Origin of the sequence: Actinomadura sp. K4S16, assembly GCF_008327685.1 — a bacterium.
GTDB lineage: Bacteria > Actinomycetota > Actinomycetes > Streptosporangiales > Streptosporangiaceae > Spirillospora.
The window spans coordinates 391,466-411,213 of the sequence record NZ_BDDE01000011.1 but is presented as its reverse complement, the minus strand read 5'-3'; the positions used below and the strand labels follow the sequence as shown (position 1 = coordinate 411,213).

General features: G+C 74.5%; 20 protein-coding genes. 10 read left to right on the top strand and 10 right to left on the bottom strand.

What is annotated here, in order from left to right:
• The first annotated feature begins 26 nt into the window (after positions 1–26).
• Positions 27–377: a helix-turn-helix transcriptional regulator gene (locus K4S16_RS09105; RefSeq protein ID WP_149258411.1), complete on the top strand. Its 351-nt coding sequence runs from the start codon at positions 27–29 to the stop codon at positions 375–377.
• Positions 378–561: 184 nt separating this feature from the next.
• Here the strand turns inward: K4S16_RS09105 and K4S16_RS09100 are convergent, their stop codons facing one another.
• The 5 genes from K4S16_RS09100 to K4S16_RS09080 form a co-directional block, all read right to left on the bottom strand.
• Complete coding sequence (locus K4S16_RS09100; protein WP_149258410.1) at positions 562–1,128, bottom strand: TIGR03086 family metal-binding protein; 567 nt, start codon at positions 1,126–1,128, stop codon at positions 562–564.
• Between the two features lie 200 nt (positions 1,129–1,328).
• Positions 1,329–2,666 (bottom strand): phenylacetate--CoA ligase family protein, encoded by a 1,338-nt coding sequence (locus tag K4S16_RS09095; RefSeq protein ID WP_149258409.1) that lies wholly within the window; start codon positions 2,664–2,666, stop codon positions 1,329–1,331.
• Between the two features lie 102 nt (positions 2,667–2,768).
• Complete coding sequence (locus K4S16_RS09090; RefSeq protein ID WP_200841760.1) at positions 2,769–3,266, bottom strand: GNAT family N-acetyltransferase; 498 nt, start codon at positions 3,264–3,266, stop codon at positions 2,769–2,771.
• A gap of 175 nt (positions 3,267–3,441) precedes the next feature.
• Complete coding sequence (locus K4S16_RS09085; protein ID WP_149258408.1) at positions 3,442–4,152, bottom strand: DUF72 domain-containing protein; 711 nt, start codon at positions 4,150–4,152, stop codon at positions 3,442–3,444.
• A 52-nt stretch (positions 4,153–4,204) separates the two neighbouring features.
• Positions 4,205–4,663, bottom strand: a complete 459-nt coding sequence (locus K4S16_RS09080) for a hypothetical protein (RefSeq protein ID WP_149258407.1) — start codon at positions 4,661–4,663, stop codon at positions 4,205–4,207.
• 50 nt (positions 4,664–4,713) lie between these two features.
• Here K4S16_RS09080 and K4S16_RS09075 point away from each other — a divergent pair, with 50 nt between their 5' ends.
• On the top strand, positions 4,714–5,784 hold the full coding sequence (locus K4S16_RS09075) for a tyrosine-type recombinase/integrase (RefSeq protein WP_149258406.1): 1,071 nt from the start codon (positions 4,714–4,716) through the stop codon (positions 5,782–5,784).
• 76 nt (positions 5,785–5,860) lie between these two features.
• Here the strand turns inward: K4S16_RS09075 and K4S16_RS09070 are convergent, their stop codons facing one another.
• The 3 genes from K4S16_RS09070 to K4S16_RS09060 form a co-directional block, all read right to left on the bottom strand.
• The gene (locus K4S16_RS09070; RefSeq protein WP_149258405.1) at positions 5,861–8,251 is read right to left on the bottom strand and encodes an excinuclease ABC subunit UvrA; all 2,391 of its coding nucleotides are present in this window, start codon (positions 8,249–8,251) and stop codon (positions 5,861–5,863) included.
• A gap of 75 nt (positions 8,252–8,326) precedes the next feature.
• Complete coding sequence (locus K4S16_RS09065; protein WP_149258404.1) at positions 8,327–8,803, bottom strand: helix-turn-helix transcriptional regulator; 477 nt, start codon at positions 8,801–8,803, stop codon at positions 8,327–8,329.
• Positions 8,804–8,894: 91 nt separating this feature from the next.
• Positions 8,895–9,533, bottom strand: coding sequence for an HAD family phosphatase (locus K4S16_RS09060; RefSeq protein WP_149258403.1), 639 nt, complete (start codon positions 9,531–9,533; stop codon positions 8,895–8,897).
• 224 nt (positions 9,534–9,757) lie between these two features.
• Between K4S16_RS09060 and K4S16_RS09055 the strand changes: the two genes are divergently transcribed.
• The 4 genes from K4S16_RS09055 (at position 9,758) to K4S16_RS09040 (ending at position 13,284) form a co-directional block, all read left to right on the top strand.
• On the top strand, positions 9,758–10,465 hold the full coding sequence (locus tag K4S16_RS09055) for a DedA family protein (RefSeq protein WP_149258402.1): 708 nt from the start codon (positions 9,758–9,760) through the stop codon (positions 10,463–10,465).
• 126 nt (positions 10,466–10,591) lie between these two features.
• The gene (locus tag K4S16_RS46405; protein ID WP_149258401.1) at positions 10,592–11,353 is read left to right on the top strand and encodes a phosphatase PAP2 family protein; all 762 of its coding nucleotides are present in this window, start codon (positions 10,592–10,594) and stop codon (positions 11,351–11,353) included.
• Between the two features lie 197 nt (positions 11,354–11,550).
• The gene (locus K4S16_RS09045) at positions 11,551–12,468 is read left to right on the top strand and encodes an ATP-binding cassette domain-containing protein (protein WP_149258400.1); all 918 of its coding nucleotides are present in this window, start codon (positions 11,551–11,553) and stop codon (positions 12,466–12,468) included.
• 3 nt (positions 12,469–12,471) lie between these two features.
• Positions 12,472–13,284 carry an ABC transporter permease gene (locus K4S16_RS09040; protein WP_149258399.1) on the top strand — a complete coding sequence of 271 codons (813 nt, stop codon included), beginning with the start codon at positions 12,472–12,474 and terminating at the stop codon, positions 13,282–13,284.
• 22 nt (positions 13,285–13,306) lie between these two features.
• Here the strand turns inward: K4S16_RS09040 and K4S16_RS09035 are convergent, their stop codons facing one another.
• Positions 13,307–13,975, bottom strand: coding sequence for a response regulator transcription factor (locus K4S16_RS09035; RefSeq protein ID WP_149258398.1), 669 nt, complete (start codon positions 13,973–13,975; stop codon positions 13,307–13,309).
• Positions 13,972–15,771, bottom strand: coding sequence for a sensor histidine kinase (locus K4S16_RS09030; RefSeq protein ID WP_149258397.1), 1,800 nt, complete (start codon positions 15,769–15,771; stop codon positions 13,972–13,974). Before K4S16_RS09030 ends, K4S16_RS09035 begins: the two co-directional genes overlap by 4 nt.
• Positions 15,772–15,900: 129 nt before the next feature.
• Here K4S16_RS09030 and K4S16_RS09025 point away from each other — a divergent pair, with 129 nt between their 5' ends.
• The 4 genes from K4S16_RS09025 (at position 15,901) to K4S16_RS09010 (ending at position 19,593) form a co-directional block, all read left to right on the top strand.
• Complete coding sequence (locus K4S16_RS09025; protein WP_235036667.1) at positions 15,901–17,295, top strand: sensor histidine kinase; 1,395 nt, start codon at positions 15,901–15,903, stop codon at positions 17,293–17,295.
• Complete coding sequence (locus K4S16_RS09020) at positions 17,292–17,957, top strand: response regulator transcription factor (protein ID WP_149258396.1); 666 nt, start codon at positions 17,292–17,294, stop codon at positions 17,955–17,957. Before K4S16_RS09025 ends, K4S16_RS09020 begins: the two co-directional genes overlap by 4 nt.
• A gap of 95 nt (positions 17,958–18,052) precedes the next feature.
• The gene (locus tag K4S16_RS09015; RefSeq protein ID WP_149258395.1) at positions 18,053–18,763 is read left to right on the top strand and encodes an RNA polymerase sigma factor; all 711 of its coding nucleotides are present in this window, start codon (positions 18,053–18,055) and stop codon (positions 18,761–18,763) included.
• Positions 18,760–19,593, top strand: coding sequence for a methylated-DNA--[protein]-cysteine S-methyltransferase (locus tag K4S16_RS09010; protein WP_149258394.1), 834 nt, complete (start codon positions 18,760–18,762; stop codon positions 19,591–19,593). Before K4S16_RS09015 ends, K4S16_RS09010 begins: the two co-directional genes overlap by 4 nt.
• Positions 19,594–19,748: the final 155 nt, after the last annotated feature.

The window sequence follows — 19,748 nt, the reverse complement described above, 5'->3', positions numbered from 1 at the left end:
AAGTACGCGGAACACAGGGGGCGGCGATGCGCGAGGTGTCACAGCCGGCGACCGAGGCCATCCGGCTGGTGGACGTTCTGCGAGCGCTCGCCGATCCGGTGCGGCTGGACCTCGTCCTGCGCCTCGACCGGATGGGCGAGGCCTTCTGCAACGCGATCGGCGCCGAGATCGACGTGCATCAGACGACGCTGTCGCACCACTACCGGGTGCTGCGCGAGGCCGGCGTCACATGGACGAAGGTGCAGGGCCGGTCCCGGCTGGTAAGGCTGCGCCGAGAGGACCTCGACGCACTGTTCCCCGGCCTGCTCGACTCCGTACTGAACGCACACCGCCGAACACGCGAAAACGCACCCGCCGGCACTACCAAGGCGCCGTAGGCGCGGGCGCCCCAGCACACCTCGACCACCAGATCGACGCCCTCGTGCGCGCCGGTGTCGACACCGCGGCACGAACTCATCGTCGGCGACGCCTACGACGGCCTGGCCGCCACCCGCGCATCAGAAGAACAACCGGGGGAGAGGCCCACCCGGCCGTCACTCTCCGTAACAACGCTCGCCCGGATCACACGCCCGCGGGGGAGCGGCCGAAGAGCGCCAGCAGACGCGCCTGGACGTCGGCGCCCTCCGGAACGGCGACCTCCGGCCCCAACATGCCCGCCTCACGGCCACCCGGCGCCATCTGCTCAGCCGTCGCCAGCGCGGGACCGACCAGATCGGCATCGAAGACGACCGACTGCCCGGTGGCCTGGGCCAGATCCCAGGAGTGCACGAGCAGTTCCAGGGGATACCCCTCAAGCCAATCGCGCAGCGTCATCTCCAGCCCGAGAGCCAGCTGCACCGGCCGCGCCAAAGCCTCGGGGGAGAGCTCGGCCATCATCCGGGACCGCACCCGCCGCCAGGAGGCCAGCGGGTCCGCGCCGGCGACCTCGCGCCAGTCCGGATCGTCCTCGGGCAGCTCACGCCCGGCGGCCCGCATCTCGACCACCAGCAACCCGGCCGTGACATGCCCGGCCACATCGACCGCGGCCCAGCCCTCGCACGGCGAGGGAGAAAGCCACCGATCCGCGGGCACTCCGGCCAGCACGCCCTCGAAGACGTCCAGCGCACGAACGAACCGGTCCGGCACCATGCACACCACTCCCGCCGATGACCCGGACAACCGACCGAACCAAGCCTCCACGGCCCTCGCCCACAGATCAAACCAGATCGATCACCCGCGACGCCCGAACACCGAGAAGGGCCCTCACCGCGCTCTACTTAACATAATGTTCATTATCGACCATCGACGGCAGGCCCGAGAGAGGGAGTGTAGGACGGAATCCGCCGCCTTCAGCCGCGGTCGACAACGCGCCGCGCCTTGCGCAGACCATCGGCACGCGGCAGCGAGCCTGGATCCAGCACCTGCACCGGGACGCGCTCGCGGATCGCGCCCCGCAGCGCCTCGGCGGCCGCGTCGCCCAGCGCGGCGCGCGCCGGACCGTCGAGCCGTGCACGCGACTCGACCTGCACCGTCAGCGTGTCCGCATCGCGCGACCGGACGAGACGGTACTCGTCACCGAGGTCGTGCATGCCGCGCACCACCGCCTCCACGGCCGAGGGAAAGATGTTCGCGCCGCGATACCAGATCATGTCGTCGGCCCGGCCCTGGATCGAGCCCACGATGCGAGTCCCCACCGATCCGCACGCGCACGCCGAACCGTCGGACAGCACCCCCAGATCACCGCTGCGGTACCGAAGGAGCGGCTGGGTGTCGCCGACCATGTTGGTGTACGTCAACTCGCCCAGATGACCGGGCGGGACCGGTTCGTCGCGATCCGGACGCAGGCATTCGACGAACACGAAGTCATCCGACAAGTGCAGGTCAGCCGAGTACGGGCAGTTACCGCCCAACGGCATCAACTCGGTCATCCCGAGGGCATCGACGAGGTTTCCCGCGCCGAACCGCTCCAGCAACCGGCGGCTGGTCGCCTCGACCGCGCACCCCGGCTCCCCCCACGCGAAGACGGTCCGGACCCCGCACCGGCTCAGGTCGATCCCCGCGCCCTCGGCGACGTCGGCCAGATGCAGCAGGTAGGACGGGGAGCCCGCGACGACCGCGGGCCGCAGTTCGGCGATCGCCTCCACCTTCTGCGGGTCCGGCCGCGTACCGGCCTGGAACACCAGGCCGCCGCGGCGCTGCACCGCGTCGGTGAGGACGGTCGCGCCCATCATGGCGTCCACCGGGGTCGTCAGCACGACGATCTCGCCCGGCCCGGTGAGCGGCGGCTGCCGGGCGACCCAGTCCAGGATCAGCCGCCAGTCCCTGCGGGAGAAGACCCGGCGCAGCGGCTTGCCGGCGGTACCCGAGGTGGTGAACACCTTCAGCCACTGGGCGGGCGGCGTGCAGGTGTATCCGCCGAACGGCGGGTCGCGCTCCTGGTCGGCGAGCAGGTCTGCCTTTGTGCAGGTGGGCAGCCGCGCGACGTCCCGCACGCCGTTGATGCCGGCCGGGCCGATGCCCGCCGCGTCCAGTCTGCGCCGCCAGAAGGGCGCGTTCCGGTGGACGTGATGGACCATGGCCCTCAGCCGCTCGCTCTGCAGATCCCGCAGTTCCGCGGGCGACAGCTTGAGCAGCGCGGGGTCGTTGACCGGATACTCGGGCAGTCCGGTCGCCTGGTCGGCGGTCATGGGCGTCTCACCCCCGGCGTCGTCCTCGCGTGGTCCAGGTCATATGGCCCCCTTGCCCGCCCCCGCCGGGGCGAACCGGTCGGGGCGGAGCGCGGTCGTCCGTCAGAGGTCGATCCAGTAGCGGTCCTCGCCGCGGGCGAGGCCGTCGTGGACGCCGCCGTTGGCGAGGATGACCCGCCGGGACGGTTCGTTGTCGGCGGCGCATGTCAGCAGGACGCGTTCCAGGCCGAGCCGGCGGCTTTCGGCGAGGCCCGCCGCGAGCATCCGCGTGGCGTGGCCTCGGCGCCGCCACGGGAGGACGACGTGGTAGCCGATGTGTCCTCCGACCTCGGCCAGCTCCGGCGTCAGGCGGTGCCGCAGGATGAGCGTGCCGATGTAGTGCTCGCCCGAGACGTACCAGAACGTCGTCGACGGGACGCCCCAGCGTTCCTGGACGCCGCGCCGGCGCGCCACGAAGGCCTCGAAGTCCTGGTGGGCCTCGTCGAGCCAGTCCGTCGGGTCGCCGGTGGCGAGGTGGTCGGTCCTCTCCCCGGCCAGGAACGAGTCGCGCACCGCCGTGGTCGGCGGGGCGAGCCGCGGTGTCATGGTGAGGTCGTTCACCGGACCAGTGTGGTCGGCCGGCGCCTCCGGCGGTACCGCCACTCCTCCGCGCGTGCTCTGCCCCCTTTTCTAGTCAAACCAGACAGAAGCTGGATTCTGTCTGGTTTGCGAACTTTGTGGGGAAGTGGGGCTTTTGCACGGTCGGCCGGGGGTGCAGGGGTCCGCTCCCCGGGCGTCACGGCTTGCCGGTGAGCTCGGCGAAGCGCAGAGCGTTGCGGACGGCGGCGCCCCCCGGGTCGTTGTTGAAGTAGACGTAGGCATCCCCTTCCCCACCGAGCTCGTCCGCCCAGCGCTGGAGGGTCTCGTCGTCGTACTCCGGCCAGGGTTCGGCGGGGCCCTCGTGGAAGCGCATGTAGCGCCAGTCGGCCGTGCGCCACAGCGGCGTCTGCGCCTCGCCGAGGCTGTCGGCCCAGCACAGCGCCGCACCGCGGTCTTCCAGGACGCGGCGGGTCTCGTCGGTCCACCATGAGGGGTGGCGGGGTTCGACGGCGACGCGGACGCCGTCCGGGAACCGGCGCAGGCACTCGTCGAGGCGGTCGGTGCCGGCCTGCAGCGTGGGCGGGAGCTGGAGCAGGACGGGACCGAGCCTGTCCCCCAGGCCCTGGGCGGCGTTCATGAGGCGCGCGACCGGCTCCGCCGGGTCCTTGAGGCGCTTCATGTGGGTCAGGTAGCGGCTGGCCTTGACCGCCATGACGAAGCCGGGCGGCGTGTGGTCGCGCCACAGCTCGAACGTCTCGCGGGTGGGCAGGCGGTAGAAGGCGTTGTTGTTCTCGACGGTGGCGAAGGTGTCGGCGTAGTGCCGCAGCCAGTGCCGCTGCGCTAGGCCGGGCGGGTACAGGACGTCGCGCCAGTCGGTGTACTGCCATCCCGAAGTGCCGATGAGCACGGCCCCTCCCCCGTGTCCGGTGAACGCGTGTCCGATGAACGCGTGTGCGGGGTCATACCCGCCGGCGGTGCGGTTCCAGGGCGCGGATGTAGTCGACGAGGCGGACGCCGATCTCGAAGGGGATGTCGGGGCCGGTGAGGTCGGCGTCGGGCCAGGTCTCGGAGATGCGGCGCCAGGTGTCGCGGCCGAGGAAGGCGCCGGTGCGGGGTTCGTCGCCGAGTTCGGCGCGCCATGCGGGTTCGGTGGTGAGGAGGCGGGTGAGGGCGTCCTGGTTGTCGGGTTCGTCGCGGTGTTCGGCGTGGAAGCCGATCTCGACGGCGTGGTCGCGGGCGCCGGGGGCGAGGGCGGCGGGGATGATCTGGGCCTCGTAGTGCTCGCGCTGGGGCGCGGGGTCGCCGAACCAGGCCTTGACGCCGTTGTGGCGGACCTGGACGTGGGGGTGGCCGAGGGCCGGCGGTGTGGAGCCTCGGACGATCTCGCCGACCTGGTCGAACAGTGCCCTCTCCCCCATGTTGTCGATCTTACGGGGTTGTGTCGGTGGCGGGCGGTAGCGTCCGGCGGGTGCGTCCTGCCGATGTTCAGCGTCTGTCCGTGGCCGAGTGTGTGGACCGCTATGCGGAGATGGTGCGTGCGAAGGCGTCGACGGGTGCGCTGGCGCCGTCGTCGGCCGAGGTGTACGTGCGGGACGTGGTGACGTTCGCGGCGCTGGCGGGTGAGGACCGGGTGCTGGACGATCTGACGGGCGAGGACGTCGATGAGGTTCTGCTCAGGTTCGCGCGCAAGCCTGATGAGCGGCGGCGCCGGGGGGCGCGGCCCGCTGGGGCCGCGGGTGCGCCGTCGCAGAGTGCGGCGTCGCAGGCGCGGTTCCGGCGTTCGGTGTCGGCGTTCTTCCGGCATGCGGTGGTGGCGGGGTGGGTGCAGCTGAATCCGATGCAGGCGGTGACGGTGCGGCCGAAGGAGCGGGGCGGGCTGCGGGCGGAGCGGCGTGCGTTGACGGTGGAGCAGGCTGAGGGGCTGCTGGGTGCGGCGCGGGGTTTGGCCGAGGCGCCGGGTGCGGGGTCGGGTGCGGTGCGGCGGCGTGCGGATCAGCGGACGGAGTTGCGCGACGGTCTGATCGTGCTGCTGCTGGCGGCGGTGGGGCCGCGGGTGTCGGAGTTGACGGCGGCGAATGTGGAGGACTTCTTCGTCAACGGGGGGACGCGGTATTGGCGGATCTTCGGGAAGGGCGGGCGGACGCGGGATGTGCCGCTCCCCCGTCCGGTGGCGGAGGTGCTGGACGCGTATCTGGCGGAGGGGCGGGTGGTGCTGGATCGGGGGCGGGAGCCGAAGGCGCTGCTGTTGTCGTGGCGGGGGCGGCGGTTGGCGCGGGGTGATGTGCAGGGGGTGATCGACCGGGTGCTGGAGCGGGTGGAGCCGGGGCGGCGGCGGAGTGTGACGCCGCATGGGCTGCGGCATACGACGGCGACGCATCTGCTGGCGGCGGCGACGGACATGGACGCGGTGCGGCGGGTGCTGGGGCATGCGGATCTGTCGACGCTGGGCCGGTACCGCGATGAGCTTCCGGGTGAGCTGGAGGCGGCGATGCGGGTGCATCCGCTGCTGGGTCCGGTGGAGGGCCGGCGGCGTGGTTGACGCGGTGCGCGGGGCCGGGTGAGGGGGCCGCGCAGGGGTTTGTGTTCCTGCGCGGCCGTGGGTTTCGTGGGCCCGGTCAGGTGGCGAGGTAGGCGGCGAGGTGTTCGCCGGTGAGGGTGGAGCGTTCGGCGGCGAGTTGCGCGGGGGTTCCTTCGAAGACGACGCGTCCGCCGTCGTGGCCGGCGCCGGGGCCGAGGTCGATGATCCAGTCGGCGTGGGCCATGACGGCCTGGTGGTGCTCGATGACGATGACGGACTTGCCGGCGTCGACGAGGCGGTCGAGGAGGGCGAGCAGGTGCTCGACGTCGGCGAGGTGGAGGCCGGCGGTGGGTTCGTCGAGGACGTAGACGCCGCCGTCCTCGGCCATGTGGGTGGCGAGTTTGAGGCGCTGGCGCTCGCCGCCGGACAGGGTGGTGAGGGGTTGGCCGAGGGTGAGGTAGCCGAGGCCGACGTCGGCGAGGCGGTGGAGGATGCGGTGGGCGGCGGGGGTGCGGGCGTCGCCTTCGGCGAAGAACTGCTCGGCGTGGTCGACGGGCATGGCGAGGACGTCGCTGATGTTCTTGCCGCCGAGGGTGTAGGTGAGGACCTCGGCCTGGAAGCGCTTGCCTTCGCATTCCTCGCAGGTCGTGGCGACGCCGGCCATCATGGCGAGGTCGGTGTAGATGACGCCCGCGCCGTTGCAGTTGGGGCATGCGCCTTCGGAGTTGGCGCTGAACAGTGCGGGCTTGACGCCGTTGGCCTTGGCGAAGGCCTTGCGGATGGGGTCGAGGAGTCCGGTGTAGGTGGCGGGGTTGCTGCGTCGTGAGCCGCGGATGGGGGTCTGGTCGATGGAGACGACGCCGGCGCCCTTGGGGATGGATCCGTGGATGAGGGAGCTCTTGCCGGAGCCGGCGACGCCGGTGACGGCGACGAGGATTCCGAGGGGGATGTCGACGTCGACGTCGCGGAGGTTGTGGGTGTCGGCGCCGCGGATCTCGAGTGTGCCGGTGGGGGTGCGGAGGGTGTCCTTGAGGGGGGTCTTGTCGTCGAAGTGGCGGCCGGTGATGGTGCCGCTGGTGCGCAGGCCGTCGACGGTGCCCTCGTAGCAGATGGTGCCGCCGGCGGTGCCGGCGCGGGGGCCGAGGTCGACGATGTGGTCGGCGATGGCGATGGTCTCGGGCTCGTGTTCGACGACGAGGACGGTGTTGCCCTTGTCGCGGAGGCGGAGCAGGAGGTCGTTCATGCGTTGGACGTCGTGGGGGTGCAGGCCCATGGTGGGCTCGTCGAAGACGTAGGTGACGTCGGTGAGCGAGGATCCGAGGTGGCGGATCATCTTGGTGCGCTGGGCCTCGCCGCCGGACAGGGTGCCGGAGGGGCGGTCGAGGGAGAGGTAGCCGAGGCCGATCTCGACGAAGGAGTCGAGGGTGTCGCCGAGTGCTTTGAGGAGGGGGGCGACGGAGGGGGCGTCGAGGCCGCGGACCCATGCGGCGAGGTCGCTGATCTGCATGGCGCAGGCGTCGGCGATGCTGATGCCGTCGATCTTCGATGAGCGGGCGGTGTCGCTGAGGCGGGTGCCGTCGCAGTGGGGGCAGGGGGTGGTGGTGACGGCGCGGTCCACGAAGGCGCGGATGTGCGGCTGCATGGAGGCGCGGTCCTTGCTGAGGAAGGACTTCTGGATCTTTGGGATGAGTCCTTCGTAGGTGACGTTGACGCCTTCGACCTTGATCCTGGCGGGTTCCTTGTAGAGGAGGGCGTGGAGTTCGGCGTCGGTGTACTTGCGGATGGGCTTGTCGGGGTCGAAGTAGCCGCAGCCGCGGAAGATGCGGCCGTACCAGCCGTCCATGGTGTAGCCGGGGATGGTGAGGGCGCCCTCGTTGAGGGAGAGGGTGTCGTCGTAGAGGGCGGTGAGGTCGAAGTCGTTGGCGGTGCCGGTGCCTTCGCAGTGGGGGCACATGCCGCCGGTGACGCTGAAGCTGCGTTGTTCCTTGACGGTCTTGCCGGCGCGTTCGGTGGTGACGGCGCCTGCTCCGCTGATGGAGGCGACGTTGAAGGAGAACGCCTGGGGTGAGCCGATGTGGGGCCGGCCGAGGCGGCTGAACAGGATGCGGAGCATGGCGTTGGCGTCGGTGGCGGTGCCGACGGTGGAGCGGGCGTCGCCGCCCATGCGCTGCTGGTCGACGATGATCGCGGTGGTGAGGCCTTCGAGGACGTCGACGTCGGGGCGGGCGAGGGTGGGCATGAAGCCCTGGACGAAGGCGCTGTAGGTCTCGTTGATCATGCGTTGGGACTCGGCGGCGATGGTGCCGAAGACCAGTGAGCTCTTGCCGGAGCCGGAGACGCCGGTGAACACGGTGAGGCGGCGTTTGGGGATCGCGACGTCGACGTCCTTGAGGTTGTTCACGCGTGCTCCGTGGACGCGGATCAGGTCGTGGACGTCGGCGGCGTGCGGCGCGGGCGGGGTGGTGTCCGTGCTCGTGGCCTTGCTCATCGTGTCTCCATGTGTCGGGCGCGGCAGTGGGCTCTGTCTACCCGATCGGCGGTGCGGGAGGGGGGTGGACGGTGGTCACGCTAGGGGCGGCGGGGCGGTGGGCGCTTCTCGATTCCTGATCGGTCTGGTGACCTGTTTTTCCAGGCAGGAGGGGACGCCGGCGGCGGTGCCGGAGGAGGTGGGCGGGGGCGGGGTGTCGGCTGCTCGGCGGCGGTAGGCGCTGGGCGGCATGCCGACGAGTTCGGTGAAGCGGGTGCTGAAGGTGCCGAGTGAGGAGCAGCCGACGGCGAAGCAGACTTCGGTGACGGTGAGGTCGCCGCGGCGCAGGAGGGCCATGGCCCGTTCGATGCGGCGGGTCATGAGGTAGGAGTAGGGCGATTCGCCGTAGGCCTGGCGGAACTGGCGGCTGAGGTGGCCGGCGGACATGTTCACGCCGCGTGCGAGGGCCTCGACGTCGAGGGGGCGGGCGTACTCGCGGTCGATGCGGTCGCGGACGCGGCGCAGGCGTGCGAGGTCGCGCAGGTGGTGCGGTGCGGCGGGTGTGCTGGTCACGTGTGTGATCGTGCCATGTCGGGGCGGGGTCGGCGAGTGGCGGCGTGTCGGCCAGGTTCGATGAGTCGCGCCAGGTCAGTGGTGGTGTGGGTCAGGTGGGGCGGAGGGTGCGGGCGAGGGTGTAGGCGGCGTTGAGGTCGGTGCCGCGGTAGTCGAGGGCGGCGATGTCGGCGAGGTGGTGGTCGGCGTTGACGGCGACGGTGTTGGCGAGGTGGCGGAACAGGGGCGCGTCGGACATGGAGTCGCCGTAGGCGGTGCACTGGTCGGTGGTGAGCCGGTGGCGGGCGAGGAGGTCGTCGGTGATGCGGACCTTGTCGTCGGGGGTGAGGATGCCGGCGGGGTCGAGGGTGCCGGTGAAGGGCATCGGGGGGAAGCGGGAGGCGACGACGTGGTCGAAGCCGTGGTCGAGGAGGTGGTGGGCGAAGAAGTCGGGCGACATGGTGATGACGGCGGAGTGCTCGCCGCGGGCGCGGATGTCGGCGCAGACGTCGGTGATGCCGGTGAGCCAGGTGGCGGCCTGGTAGGCGGTGGCGACGACGGCGGGGGTGAGGTGGCGCCACAGGCGGTGGATCTCGGTGGAGAAGCCGCGGGTGTCGAGGGTGCCGGCGGCGAAGCGGGCCTCGAGGTCGCGGAGCTCGGGGAGGGTGCCGAGGTGGCGGGCGATCTCGAGGTTGGCGGTGGTGCCGGTCAGCAGGGTGCCGTCCATGTCGAAGATGTGCAGGTGTCCCACAGGGTGTGAAGTGTGGTGGAGGCGGGGGCGGGAACGCGACCCGTTTTCCGGCGGGCCGCGCGGGCCGGGTGGTGCGGGCCGGGTGGTGCGGAGTGGTCCTTCGGGGGGAGGCGGGTGTCGTGCCCGGACCTGAGGGCGCGGGCCCGGCCCCTGCCGAAAGTGGGGGGTGAACAGGGCCTTTCGCGGGATCCGCCGGGTGGTGGCGCTTCCTTAGCGTCGTGCCCATGGACGGATTGACGGGTGTGATCGACACCGCGGTGACGTCGCCGTGGTTCTATCTGGCGCTGTTCGCGGTGGCGGCGCTCGACGGGTTCTTCCCCGTGGTGCCGAGCGAGAGCATGCTCATCACCGGAGGGGTGTACGCGGCGTCGGGGCGGCCGGAGCTGGCGCCGGTGGTGGCGGTGGCCGCGCTGGGCGCGTTCGCCGGCGACCACGTGTCGTATCTGGTGGGGCGCCGGGCGGGCGGGCGGCTGGTGCGCGGGGCGCGGCCGGGGACGCGGCGGCACGGGGCGTTCGGGTGGGCGCGGCGGACGATGGCCGAGCGGGGCGGGCTGATCCTGGTGGTGGCGCGGTACGTGCCGGGCGGGCGGACCGCGGTGACGGTGACGATGGGCGCGGTCGGGTTCAGGCTGCGGTCGTTCTCGGTGTTCGCGGCGGTGGCGGCGGTGTCGTGGGGCCTGTACGGGGCATTGCTGGGGTATGCGGGCGGGGTGGCGTTCGAGGACGACCCGCTGAAGGGCGTGGCGGTCGGGCTCGGGCTGGCGCTGGGGGTGACTGCGGTCGTGGAGGGCGCGCGGTTCGCGCGGCGGCGCCGTCGCGGCGCCGCCCGACCCGCCGAAGGGGTCGAGGCCGCGGAGGCCGCCGAAGTCGCGACGGCCGAGGGGCCGGAGCGCGAACCGGCGCTACGAGTGGGGCCATTGCCCGGCGAGTGATCCCCCTAAGGTGAAAAGCTTGACCCTCCATGGCCGTGGAGTGAACATCAGCGGTCTTTTCGGTGTCTGACAGATGACGGGTCTGGCAGATGACGGGCACGGGCCGCTGCGAGCGTGAGGGAGAGCATGGGAGCGCCGGATTTCAGCGCGGATCTGTACCGGGAGATCACCGAGTTCGCGCAGGGCACGCCCTCGTGGGTGCATTCGGCGGCGGACGTGGGCACCGACGCGGGGCTGCTGCTGTTCGCGGTGCTGTTCGTCGCGGGCTGGGTGCGGGCCCGGGGCATGGACGCGCGGGCGATGGGGCTGGCGCTCGCGGCGCCGTTCGCGATGGTGTCGGCGTATCTGGTGAGCGAGGTGTCCAAGAGCTTCATCCAGGAGGAGCGGCCGTGCCGCGCGGTGGCGGGGGCGGTGCACATCGCGGCGTGCCCGGCGCAGGGCGACTGGTCGTTCCCGAGCAACCACGCGACGATCGCGGCGGGGTCGGCGGCGGCGATCGTGGTGGCGTGGCGGGCGATGGCGCCGCTGGTGCTGCCGCTGGCGGCGCTGATGGCGTTCTCGCGGGTGTTCGTGGGCGTGCACTACCCGCATGACGTCGCGGCGGGGTTCCTGGTGGGCGTCGTGGTGGCGCCGACGGCGGCGATGGTGCTGGTGCTGGCGCTGCGTCCGCTGGTGGAGGCGCTGAGGGGCGTGGCGGTGGGCGCGGTGCTGCTGGGGGCCGGCCCGTCGGCGCCGCGGGGTCCGGGCCTCGGGGTGCCGCTCGGGACGCCGCGGCCCGCGGCCGCGGCGGCGCCGATGGTGGGCGCGGCCGCGCCGATGGACGACGCGTCGGTGACGATGCCGGACGTGATGGGCGGCGTGCCGCCCCGCCGGGGTCCCCTCCGCTAGCCGTTCGATCGGCGGGCCGGGTTTCACGGGCCGTCCCAGGTGGTGCTTCGGCGCCGCTCGGGGCGGCCCGTTCGCGTGCGCCGTCCGGGGTGCCGGGTTCCTGACGAAAGTCGGGGGCGGGCGGTGGCGTCCGCCCGGTGCGGGGCTCCTCCCCCGCTGCCTAGCGTCGCTCGGGACGGCTGGACGGGAGGACCTTGATGATCGTGTTGCGGGGCCTGACGAAGCGGTTCGGGGACAGGACGGCGGTGGACGGGCTGTCGCTGGAGGTGGCGGCGGGCAAGGTGACGGGGTTCCTGGGCCCCAACGGCGCCGGGAAGTCCACCACGATGCGGTTGGTGGTGGGCCTGGACCGTCCGAGCGCGGGCGAGGCGCTGGTCGGGGGCCGCCGGTACGCGGAGATGCGGCATCCGTTGCGGGAGGTGGGCGCGCTGCTGGACGCGGGCGCGGTGCATCCGGGGCGGTCGGCGCGGGCGCATCTGCTGGCGATGGCGCGCAGCAACGGGATCGCGCGGGGCCGGGTGGAGGAGGTCCTGGCGATGGTGGGGCTGGAGGCGGTCGCGGGGCGGCGGGCGGGGGCGTTCTCGCTGGGGATGCGGCAGCGGCTGGGGATCGCGGGCGCGCTGCTGGGCGATCCGGGGGTGCTGATGTTCGACGAGCCGGTCAACGGGCTCGATCCGGACGGGGTGCTGTGGGTGCGGCGGCTGATGCGGTCGCTGGCGGAGCAGGGCCGGACGGTGTTCGTGTCCTCGCATCTGATGAGCGAGATGCAGCTGACCGCGGACCGGCTGGCGGTGATCGGGAAGGGCAGGCTGCTGGCGGACGCGCCGATGGCCGAGGTGATCGCGGCGGGGTCGGGGAACGCGGTGCGGGTCCGCAGCCCCCGCGCGCGGGCGCTGGCGGAGCGGCTGGAGGCCGCGGGCGGGCGGGTGCGGCGCGTCGGCGAGCAGGAGCTGCGGGTGGCGGGGCTGGCCGTGGAGCGCGTCGGGCTGGTCGCGTTCGAGGTGGGGGCGCCGGTGCTGGAGCTGGGCGCGGTGCAGGCGTCCCTGGAGGAGGCGTACATGGAGTTGACGGGCGCGAGCGTGGAGTACGGCGCGGTGCCGGGGACGGGGGTCTGAGCGATGGCGATCATGGGAGTACGGGCGGGCGGCGGCGTCCGAGCGGCCGAGGGCGGCGGGTGGCGCGGCGCGGTCGCCGCGGAGTGGACGAAGCTGTGGTCGGTGCGGTCCACCTGGTGGGGGCTGGCGTCGGCGGTGGCGCTGATGGCGGTGATGGCGTTCACGCTGGCGACCTCGACGGTGTCCAACAACACCAACGCGCTGCCCGGCGACGACATGGGCGTGGTGTCGGTGAGCGGCGTGGCGGTCGGCGCGCTGGACATGGTCCAGTTCGTGGTGCTGGCCCTGGCGATCCTGGTGGTCACCGGTGAGTACGCGACGGGCAGCATCCGGGCGGCGCTGCAGTGGGTGCCGCCGCGGGGCCGGATGCTGGGCGCGAAGGCGGCGGTGGTCGCGGCGGTGGCGTTTCCGCTCGGGGTCGTGCTGAACGCGGCCGGGACCGCGGTCGCCGATCCGGCCCTCGGGCGGTGGGGGCGGCTGCGGGCCGGGGAGTTCGCGGCCGACGCGCTGCAGTCCGGGGTGTACCTGGCGCTGGTGGCCGTGCTGGTGCTGGCGGTCGGGGCGATGCTGCGCAGCACGGCGGCGTCGCTGACGGCGGCGTTCCTGTTCCTGATGGTGGCGCCGATGCTGCTGGGCGCCGGGGACGGGGCGGGGCTCGCGCGGCGGGTGTCGGACTCGATGCCCAGCACCGCCGGCCGGTACTTCATGTCCGGGGACGGCCCGTATCCGCAGGCGGTGGGGTTGGCGATCCTGGCGGCGTGGACGGCGGCGGCGCTGTGCGGCGGGGTGGTGGTGCTGCGCCGCCGCGACGCCTGACCCCGCGCGGGGGCGGGCGGGGTCAGGTGGGGTCGTCGGTGCCGTCGACGAGGCCGGCCTGGTGGGCGAGTACGGCGGCCTGCACGCGGTTGCGCAGGTCCAGGCGGGTGAGGATCGCGCTGACGTAGGCCTTGACGGTGCCTTCGACGACGTGGAGGCGCCCGGCGATCTCGGCGTTGGACAGGCCGGCGCCGAGCAGGGCCAGCACGTCGTGCTCGCGGGGGGTGAGCGCGGCGACGCGGCGGCGGGCGCGGGCGCGGGCGTCCAGGCGGCCGCCGCCGATCTGGGTGATGACGCGGTGGGCGACCTTCGGGGACAGGTAGGCGGCGCCGTCGGCGACGGCGCGGACCCCGGCGATCAGTTCGCGGGGGTCGCCGGACTTGAGCAGGAAGCCGCTGGCGCCGCCGGCCAGGGCGCGGGCGATGTACTCGTCCTCGCCGAAGGTGGTGAGGATGATGACGCCGGTGGCGGGGGCGAGGCGGCGCAGTTCGGCGGCGGCGGCCAGGCCGTCCAGGCGCGGCATGCGGATGTCCAGGAGGGTGACGGCGGGGCGGTGCCGCAGTGTGAGGTCGACGGCCTCGCGGCCGTCGGCGGCCTCGGCGACCACCTCGATGCCGGGGTCGGCGGTCAGGATTGCGCGCACGCCCGCGCGGATCATCGCCTCGTCGTCGGCGAGCAGGGCGCGGATCACTGGTCCTCCTGGCGGTCTCCGCGGTGGGCGCCGAGTTGCCGTGTGTCGTAGGTGTTCTTGGCGATGAGGCGGCCGCCGGCGAAGCAGAGCCGGTAGATGCGGCCGATGCCGAGCACGTTGGCGTCGGGCCGGTAGTAGCGGCAGCGGGCGCGGGCGGGTTCGGGGACCGCGGAGCGGACGGTGCCGGCGTCGGGGGTCTGCATGGGCGGCAGGGCCTGTTCGACGCGGCGCTGGGGGTCGCCGACGGCCAGTGCGCCGTAGTCGGCGGGCCGCAGGACGGAGTTGAGGGTGGCGAAGACGTGGTAGCCGGCCATGATCGCGCCGAGCAGCGCCATGAGGGCGGTCGGGGCGGCGATCGCGGTGATCAGGCCGCGGCGGACCCGGCGGCGTTCGCGGGCAAGGTGCCAGGCCGATTCCGAGGGCCACTCCCCCGTGGCCGCCTTGGGGGCGGGGCCTGGGGCGGGGGTGAGGCCGAGGGCGGTGCGCAGCGCGTCCCGCGGGGTCGGCGCCTTCCCGGCCGGGGCCGTCCGGGCGGCCGGTGCGGGGGCGGGCGGGGCGGCGGGCAGGTCGGCGGTGACGCGGAAGCCGCCGTCGGCGGTGGGCGCGGCGTGCAGGGTCCCGCCCAGCAGTCGGACGCGCTCGGTGAGGCCGGTCAGGCCGCGCCCGCCGGACGGCAGCAGCGGCGGCCCGCCGGGCGGGGGGTCGTTGGCGACCGTGACGGTGACCCCGCCGGGCTCGCCGCCGGGGTCGGCGAGGGCGACGGTGACGGCGGCGCGCGGGGCGTGCTTGGCGGCGTTGGTGATGGCCTCCTGCACGACGCGGTGCGCGGTGAGCGCGGCCATCGGCGCGAGCCCGGCGGGGGCGTCGCCGGTGAGGCGGACGGGGACGCCGGAGGCGCGGGCGCGGTCGACCAGGTCGGAGATGCTCTCGCGCGCGGGCCGCACCGGCGCGGGGTCCGGGACCGCTCCCCCGGTGCCGGGCGCGGCGGGGGGTTCGGCGGTGTCGTCGCGGAGGAGGCCGATGATCTCGCGGAGGTGGTCGGTGGCCTCGGCGGCGCCGGTGCGCAGTTCGGCTGCCGCGGCGCGGTGCCGGTCCCCCAGTCCGGGCGCGACCTCCAGCGCGCCGGCGCGCACGGCGATCAGGGCCAGTTCGTGGCCGAGGGAGTCGTGCATGTCCTGGGCGATGCGGGCGCGCTCGCGCAGGCGTTCGCGTTCGGCGACGATGCGCTGCTGGTGCTCCAGGCGCTCGGCGCGCTCCCATCCGGCGTGCAGCAGTTCCTGGTACTGGCGCCAGTAGCGGCCCACCAGCCAGGGCAGGACGCCGAGCAGGACGAGCCAGACGGTGAGGGGGAACCAGGCGGTGACGTCCATGCCGCGGAGCACCGACAGGAGCGCCCCGCCGACCAGGACGCCGGTGAAGGTCCACAGCAGCGGCTGCGCGCGGGCGCTGCGCAGGCCCGCCAGGTAGGACAGGACGGGCATGGCGAACACGAAGTTGCCGTGGACGAGGGTCAGCGCGATCACGGTGAGCACCGCCGGGGCGGGCCGGGCCCGGGCGGCGGCGATCGCGGCGGCGAGCACGGCGAGCCCGGCCGCCTGCAGCCACCACGACGGCCGCGCGGGCTGCGGCGGGGAGGCCATGCCGGCCGCGACCGGCAGCACCAGGACCGCGTACAGCAGGACGTCCCTGACCAGCGCCGCGCGGGACGGCCGCCGGACCAGCGCGCGCAGCCGGACCCGCGCGGACGGCGCGGGTGGGGCGGGCGCGGGGAGACCGGGGGCCGCGGAGTCGTTCACGGGACTCACGCTACTGGCCGGTGATCTGGGCCGTTACTGACGAAAGTCAGGGGCCGGGCCGCTCCCGCCCGGGCAGGGACGATCTTCGTTGGGGCGCGGGACGGGCCCGGGCTGAACTACGGTTGGCGCGTGACAGCGACCCCCCGGCGCCGCCGGCGCCCGTCCGGCCCGGACGCGCGGGCCCGGGGCGCGGCCGAGACCGCGCCACGGGCCGCGGCGGCGCGCGGGATCGCCGGGCGGATCGCGGGCGGCGCGCGGTGGCCGCGCGGGCGGGCGGCCGACGCCCTGCTGGCGGCGGCGGTCCTGGTGGTGTCGGTGGCGATGAGCGAGGCGGCGGTCAAGCCCGGGGACCGGCCGCTGTGGCCGGGCGGGCTGGCGCTGATCACGGTGGCGGCGGCCGCGCTGGCGTGGCGGCGGAGCCGTCCGGTCGCGGTCCTGGTGGTCGCGGTGGTGGTGCCTCCCCTGTACTACCCGCTGGGGTACCCGGACGGGCCGGTCGCGGTGGTGCTGTGGCTGGCGCTGTTCAACGCGGCCGTGGAGTGCCGGCTGGCGGTGTCGCTGGGCGCGGTCATCGTCGTCAACGCCGGGTTCCTGGCGGCGGCGTCGCTGCGCGGCGGGGGCGGCGATCCCGACGCGGTCACCGACGCGCGCAGCGTGGCGTCGCTGTCGCTGGGGCTGCTGGTCACGGTGGCGGTCGGGCAGTACGTGCGCGGCCGCCGCGCCCTCGCCGAGGCCGCCGAGCGGCGCGCCGCCGCGGCCGAACGCGACCGCGAGGACGAGGCGCGGCGCCGCGCGGTGGCCGAGCGGCTGCGCATCGCGCGCGAGCTGCACGACGTGCTGGCGCACCAGATCTCGCTGATCAACGTGCAGGCCGGGGCGGCGCTGCACCGCCGCGACGACCCCGCCCGCGCCTACGCGGCGCTGGAGGCGATCAAGGCGGCCAGCAAGGAGACGCTGCGGGAGCTGCGCGGCGTCCTCGGCGTGCTGCGGCAGGTCGACGCGGCGGAACCGGACGGGGCCGGGGCGGCGGAGCGGCCGCCGGCGCCGCCGCCGTCGCTGGCGCGGGTGGGTGAGCTGCTGGACCAGACCGCCGCGGCCGGGCTGGCGGTGCGGCGGTCCGGCGACCTGCCCGAGCCGGGGTCGCCGGGGACGGCGGCGCTGGAGGAGCTGCCTGCGCCGGTCGGGCTGGCGGGGTACCGGATCGTGCAGGAGGCGCTGACCAACGCCGTCCGGCACTCGGGGGCCGCGGCGGTGACGGTCGAGGTGCGGCTGTTCCCCGGCGAGGTGGTCGTGCGGGTGGACGACGACGGCGCCGGCCCGGCCGAGCGGGCCGCGGACGGCAACGGGGTGCGGGGCATGCGGGAGCGGGCGGCCTCGGTCGGCGGGGAGCTGACCGCGGGGCCGGGCCCGGCGGGCGGGTTCCGGGTGTGGGCGCGGCTGCCGCTGGACGGCGCCGGCGACCCGCCGGAACCGCACCGGCCGGGCGGGAAGGGCGTAATGGGCGAGACAGAGGAGAGCGCGTGATCCGGGTGATGCTGGCCGACGACCAGACGCTGGTCCGGGCGGGGTTCCGGTCGATCCTGGAGGGCGAGGACGACATCGAGATCGTCGCCGAGGCCGGGGACGGGGAGCAGGCCGTCGCACGGGCCCGCGAGCTGCGGCCCGACGTGGTGCTGATGGACATCCGCATGCCCGTCCTGGACGGGCTGGAGGCCACCCGGCGGATCATCGCCGACCCGCGGCTGGCCGACGTCCGGGTGGTGATCTTGACGACGTTCGACCTGGACGACTACGTCTACGGCGCGATCAAGGCCGGGGCCAGCGGGTTCCTGGTCAAGGACACCGAGCCGCCCGAGCTGATCCACGGGGTGCGGGTGGTGGCGCGCGGCGACGCGCTGCTGGCGCCCACGGTGACCCGGCGGCTGATCGCCGAGTTCGCGTCCCGGATCTCCGCGCCGCCGCCCGCCGCCGAGCTCAGCTCGCTGACCGACCGGGAGCGGGAGGTGCTGGAGCTGGTCGCGGCGGGCCTGTCCAACGAGGAGATCGCGCGGCGGCTGGTGCTGTCGCCCGCCACCGCCAAGACCCATGTCAGCCGTATCCTGGCCAAACTCGGGGCCCGCGACCGCGCGCAGCTGGTGGTGCTGGCCTACGAGACGGGGATGATCCGCCCCGGCTGGCTGAGCTGACCGCACCGCACGGCCTCGGCGAACGGCCCGACCCGGCCCGCCGCCGCACGGCCGTGCGGCTGCAACCGGGCCGGTCGCGGCGGTGTTGAACGGATGTGACGGTCACGGACGAAGCTCTCAACCGCGCCGCGGACACCGCGACGGGCGGCACCGGCGGCGACACCGCGGGCGCGCACGTCGCCGCCGCCCTCGCACGCGACCTCGACGACGGGTTCGCCGCCCTGTACGAGGCGTACCGGGGCACGGTGTTCTCCACGGCGCTGCGGCTGTGCGGGCGGTGGGCCGAGGCCGAGGACCTGTCCGCCGAGGCGTTCCTGCGCGCCTACCGCGCGCTGGCCGGCTACGACGCGGGACGGATCGCCGGGCTGAAGCCGCGGGCCTGGCTGCTGACGATCCTGACCAACGTGTGGCGCAACAGCCTGCGCTCGGCCGCGCGGCGCCCGGCGGCGGCCCCCATCGAGGACGCCCCCGACCCGCCCGACCCCGGCGAGGGCGTGGAGGACGCCGCGACCCGCCGCGAGACCGGCCGGGAGCTGGCCGGGCTGCTGGCCCGCCTGCCCCACCAGCAGCGCGCCGCGGTCGTGCTGCGGCACGTCACCGACCTGCCCGTCGCCGAGATCGCCGCCGTCCTGGGCCTGCCCGAGGGCACCGTCAAGTCCCACATCTCCCGCGGCCTGGCCCGCCTGCGCGACCTGCGCGCCGCACCCGACCGCACCCCGCCCGACCAGGCGGACCAGGCCGGCCCCGGCCGCGCCGCACCCGGCCGGACCGCAGCCCACCCCGAGCAGAAAGGGGGCCACCGATGAACCGCACCGACCCCGCCGGCGGCACGCCCGACCCGCTGGCCGGCGACCTCGCCGGGGACCGCGACCCGGCCGGCGAATGGGCGGGCGGCCTGGCGGGCGAACTGGCGGGGCTCGCCGCCGACGCGCCCCCCGCCCTGCTGGACCGCATCGCCGCCCGCCGCGTCCACGTCCCCGGCCCCCTGGAGGGCCTGCAGGTCGCCTTCACCGACCACGGCGTCGCCTACCTGCGCGCCGGGATGGACGAGCGGGAGTTCGCCGCGGCGTTCCGCGCCCGCTTCGCCCGGCCCCTGCTGCCCGCCGAGCGCCCCCCGGCCGGGCTCGTGCCCGCCCTGCGCACCGGCCGGCTCGGCCCGCTGCGCCTGGACCTGCGCGGCCTCAGCGACTTCGAGGCCGCCGTGCTGCGCGCCGCCGCGCGGATCCCGCGCGGGCAGACCCGCCCGTACGCGTGGGTCGCGCGGCAGGCCGGGCGGCCCAAGGCCGTGCGCGCCGTCGGGTCGGCGCTGGGCCGCAACCCCGTCCCGCTGCTGATCCCCTGCCACCGCGTCACCCGCTCGGACGGCTCGCTCGGCGACTACGTCTTCGGTGCCGGCGCCAAGGAGCGGCTGCTGCGCGCCGAGGACGTCGACGTGGAGGAGGCGGCCGAGCTGGCGCGGAGCGGCGTGCGGCTGGTGGGCTCCGACACCACCGGGATCGTGTGCTACCCGACGTGCGGGGACGCGCGCCGGATCACCCCCGGCCACCGGCGCGGGTTCCGCGACCTGGCCGCCGCGCGGGCCGCCGGGTACCGGCCGTGCCTGCGCTGCCGCCCCGGCGAACCCCAGCCCGCCTGACCCGGCGCGCTCCCCCCGTCGGCGGCACCGCCCGGCGGCAATGCCCGGCAGCACCGCGCGTTGGGCGGCGGGCATACATCGGCGCGGGACGGGAATGGGGCCGTCCACCTGCGGGGACGATCCCCGGAGGTGGACCGCCGACGAGGGGGGATCGC

Excerpts from the sequence above, each read along its gene's own strand:
- K4S16_RS09095 (WP_149258409.1), bottom strand. The coding sequence starts at position 2,666 with ATGACCGCCGACCAGGCGACCGGACTGCCCGAGTATCCGGTCAACGAC.
- K4S16_RS09010 (WP_149258394.1), top strand. The coding sequence starts at position 18,760 with ATGAACCGCACCGACCCCGCCGGCGGCACGCCCGACCCGCTGGCCGGC.
- K4S16_RS46405 (WP_149258401.1), top strand. The coding sequence starts at position 10,592 with ATGGGAGCGCCGGATTTCAGCGCGGATCTGTACCGGGAGATCACCGAG.
- K4S16_RS09105 (WP_149258411.1), top strand. The coding sequence starts at position 27 with ATGCGCGAGGTGTCACAGCCGGCGACCGAGGCCATCCGGCTGGTGGAC.
- K4S16_RS09070 (WP_149258405.1), bottom strand. The coding sequence starts at position 8,251 with ATGAGCAAGGCCACGAGCACGGACACCACCCCGCCCGCGCCGCACGCC.
- K4S16_RS09100 (WP_149258410.1), bottom strand. The coding sequence starts at position 1,128 with ATGGTGCCGGACCGGTTCGTTCGTGCGCTGGACGTCTTCGAGGGCGTG.
- K4S16_RS09045 (WP_149258400.1), top strand. The coding sequence starts at position 11,551 with ATGATCGTGTTGCGGGGCCTGACGAAGCGGTTCGGGGACAGGACGGCG.
- K4S16_RS09055 (WP_149258402.1), top strand. The coding sequence starts at position 9,758 with ATGGACGGATTGACGGGTGTGATCGACACCGCGGTGACGTCGCCGTGG.
- K4S16_RS09080 (WP_149258407.1), bottom strand. The coding sequence starts at position 4,663 with ATGGGGGAGAGGGCACTGTTCGACCAGGTCGGCGAGATCGTCCGAGGC.
- K4S16_RS09040 (WP_149258399.1), top strand. The coding sequence starts at position 12,472 with ATGGCGATCATGGGAGTACGGGCGGGCGGCGGCGTCCGAGCGGCCGAG.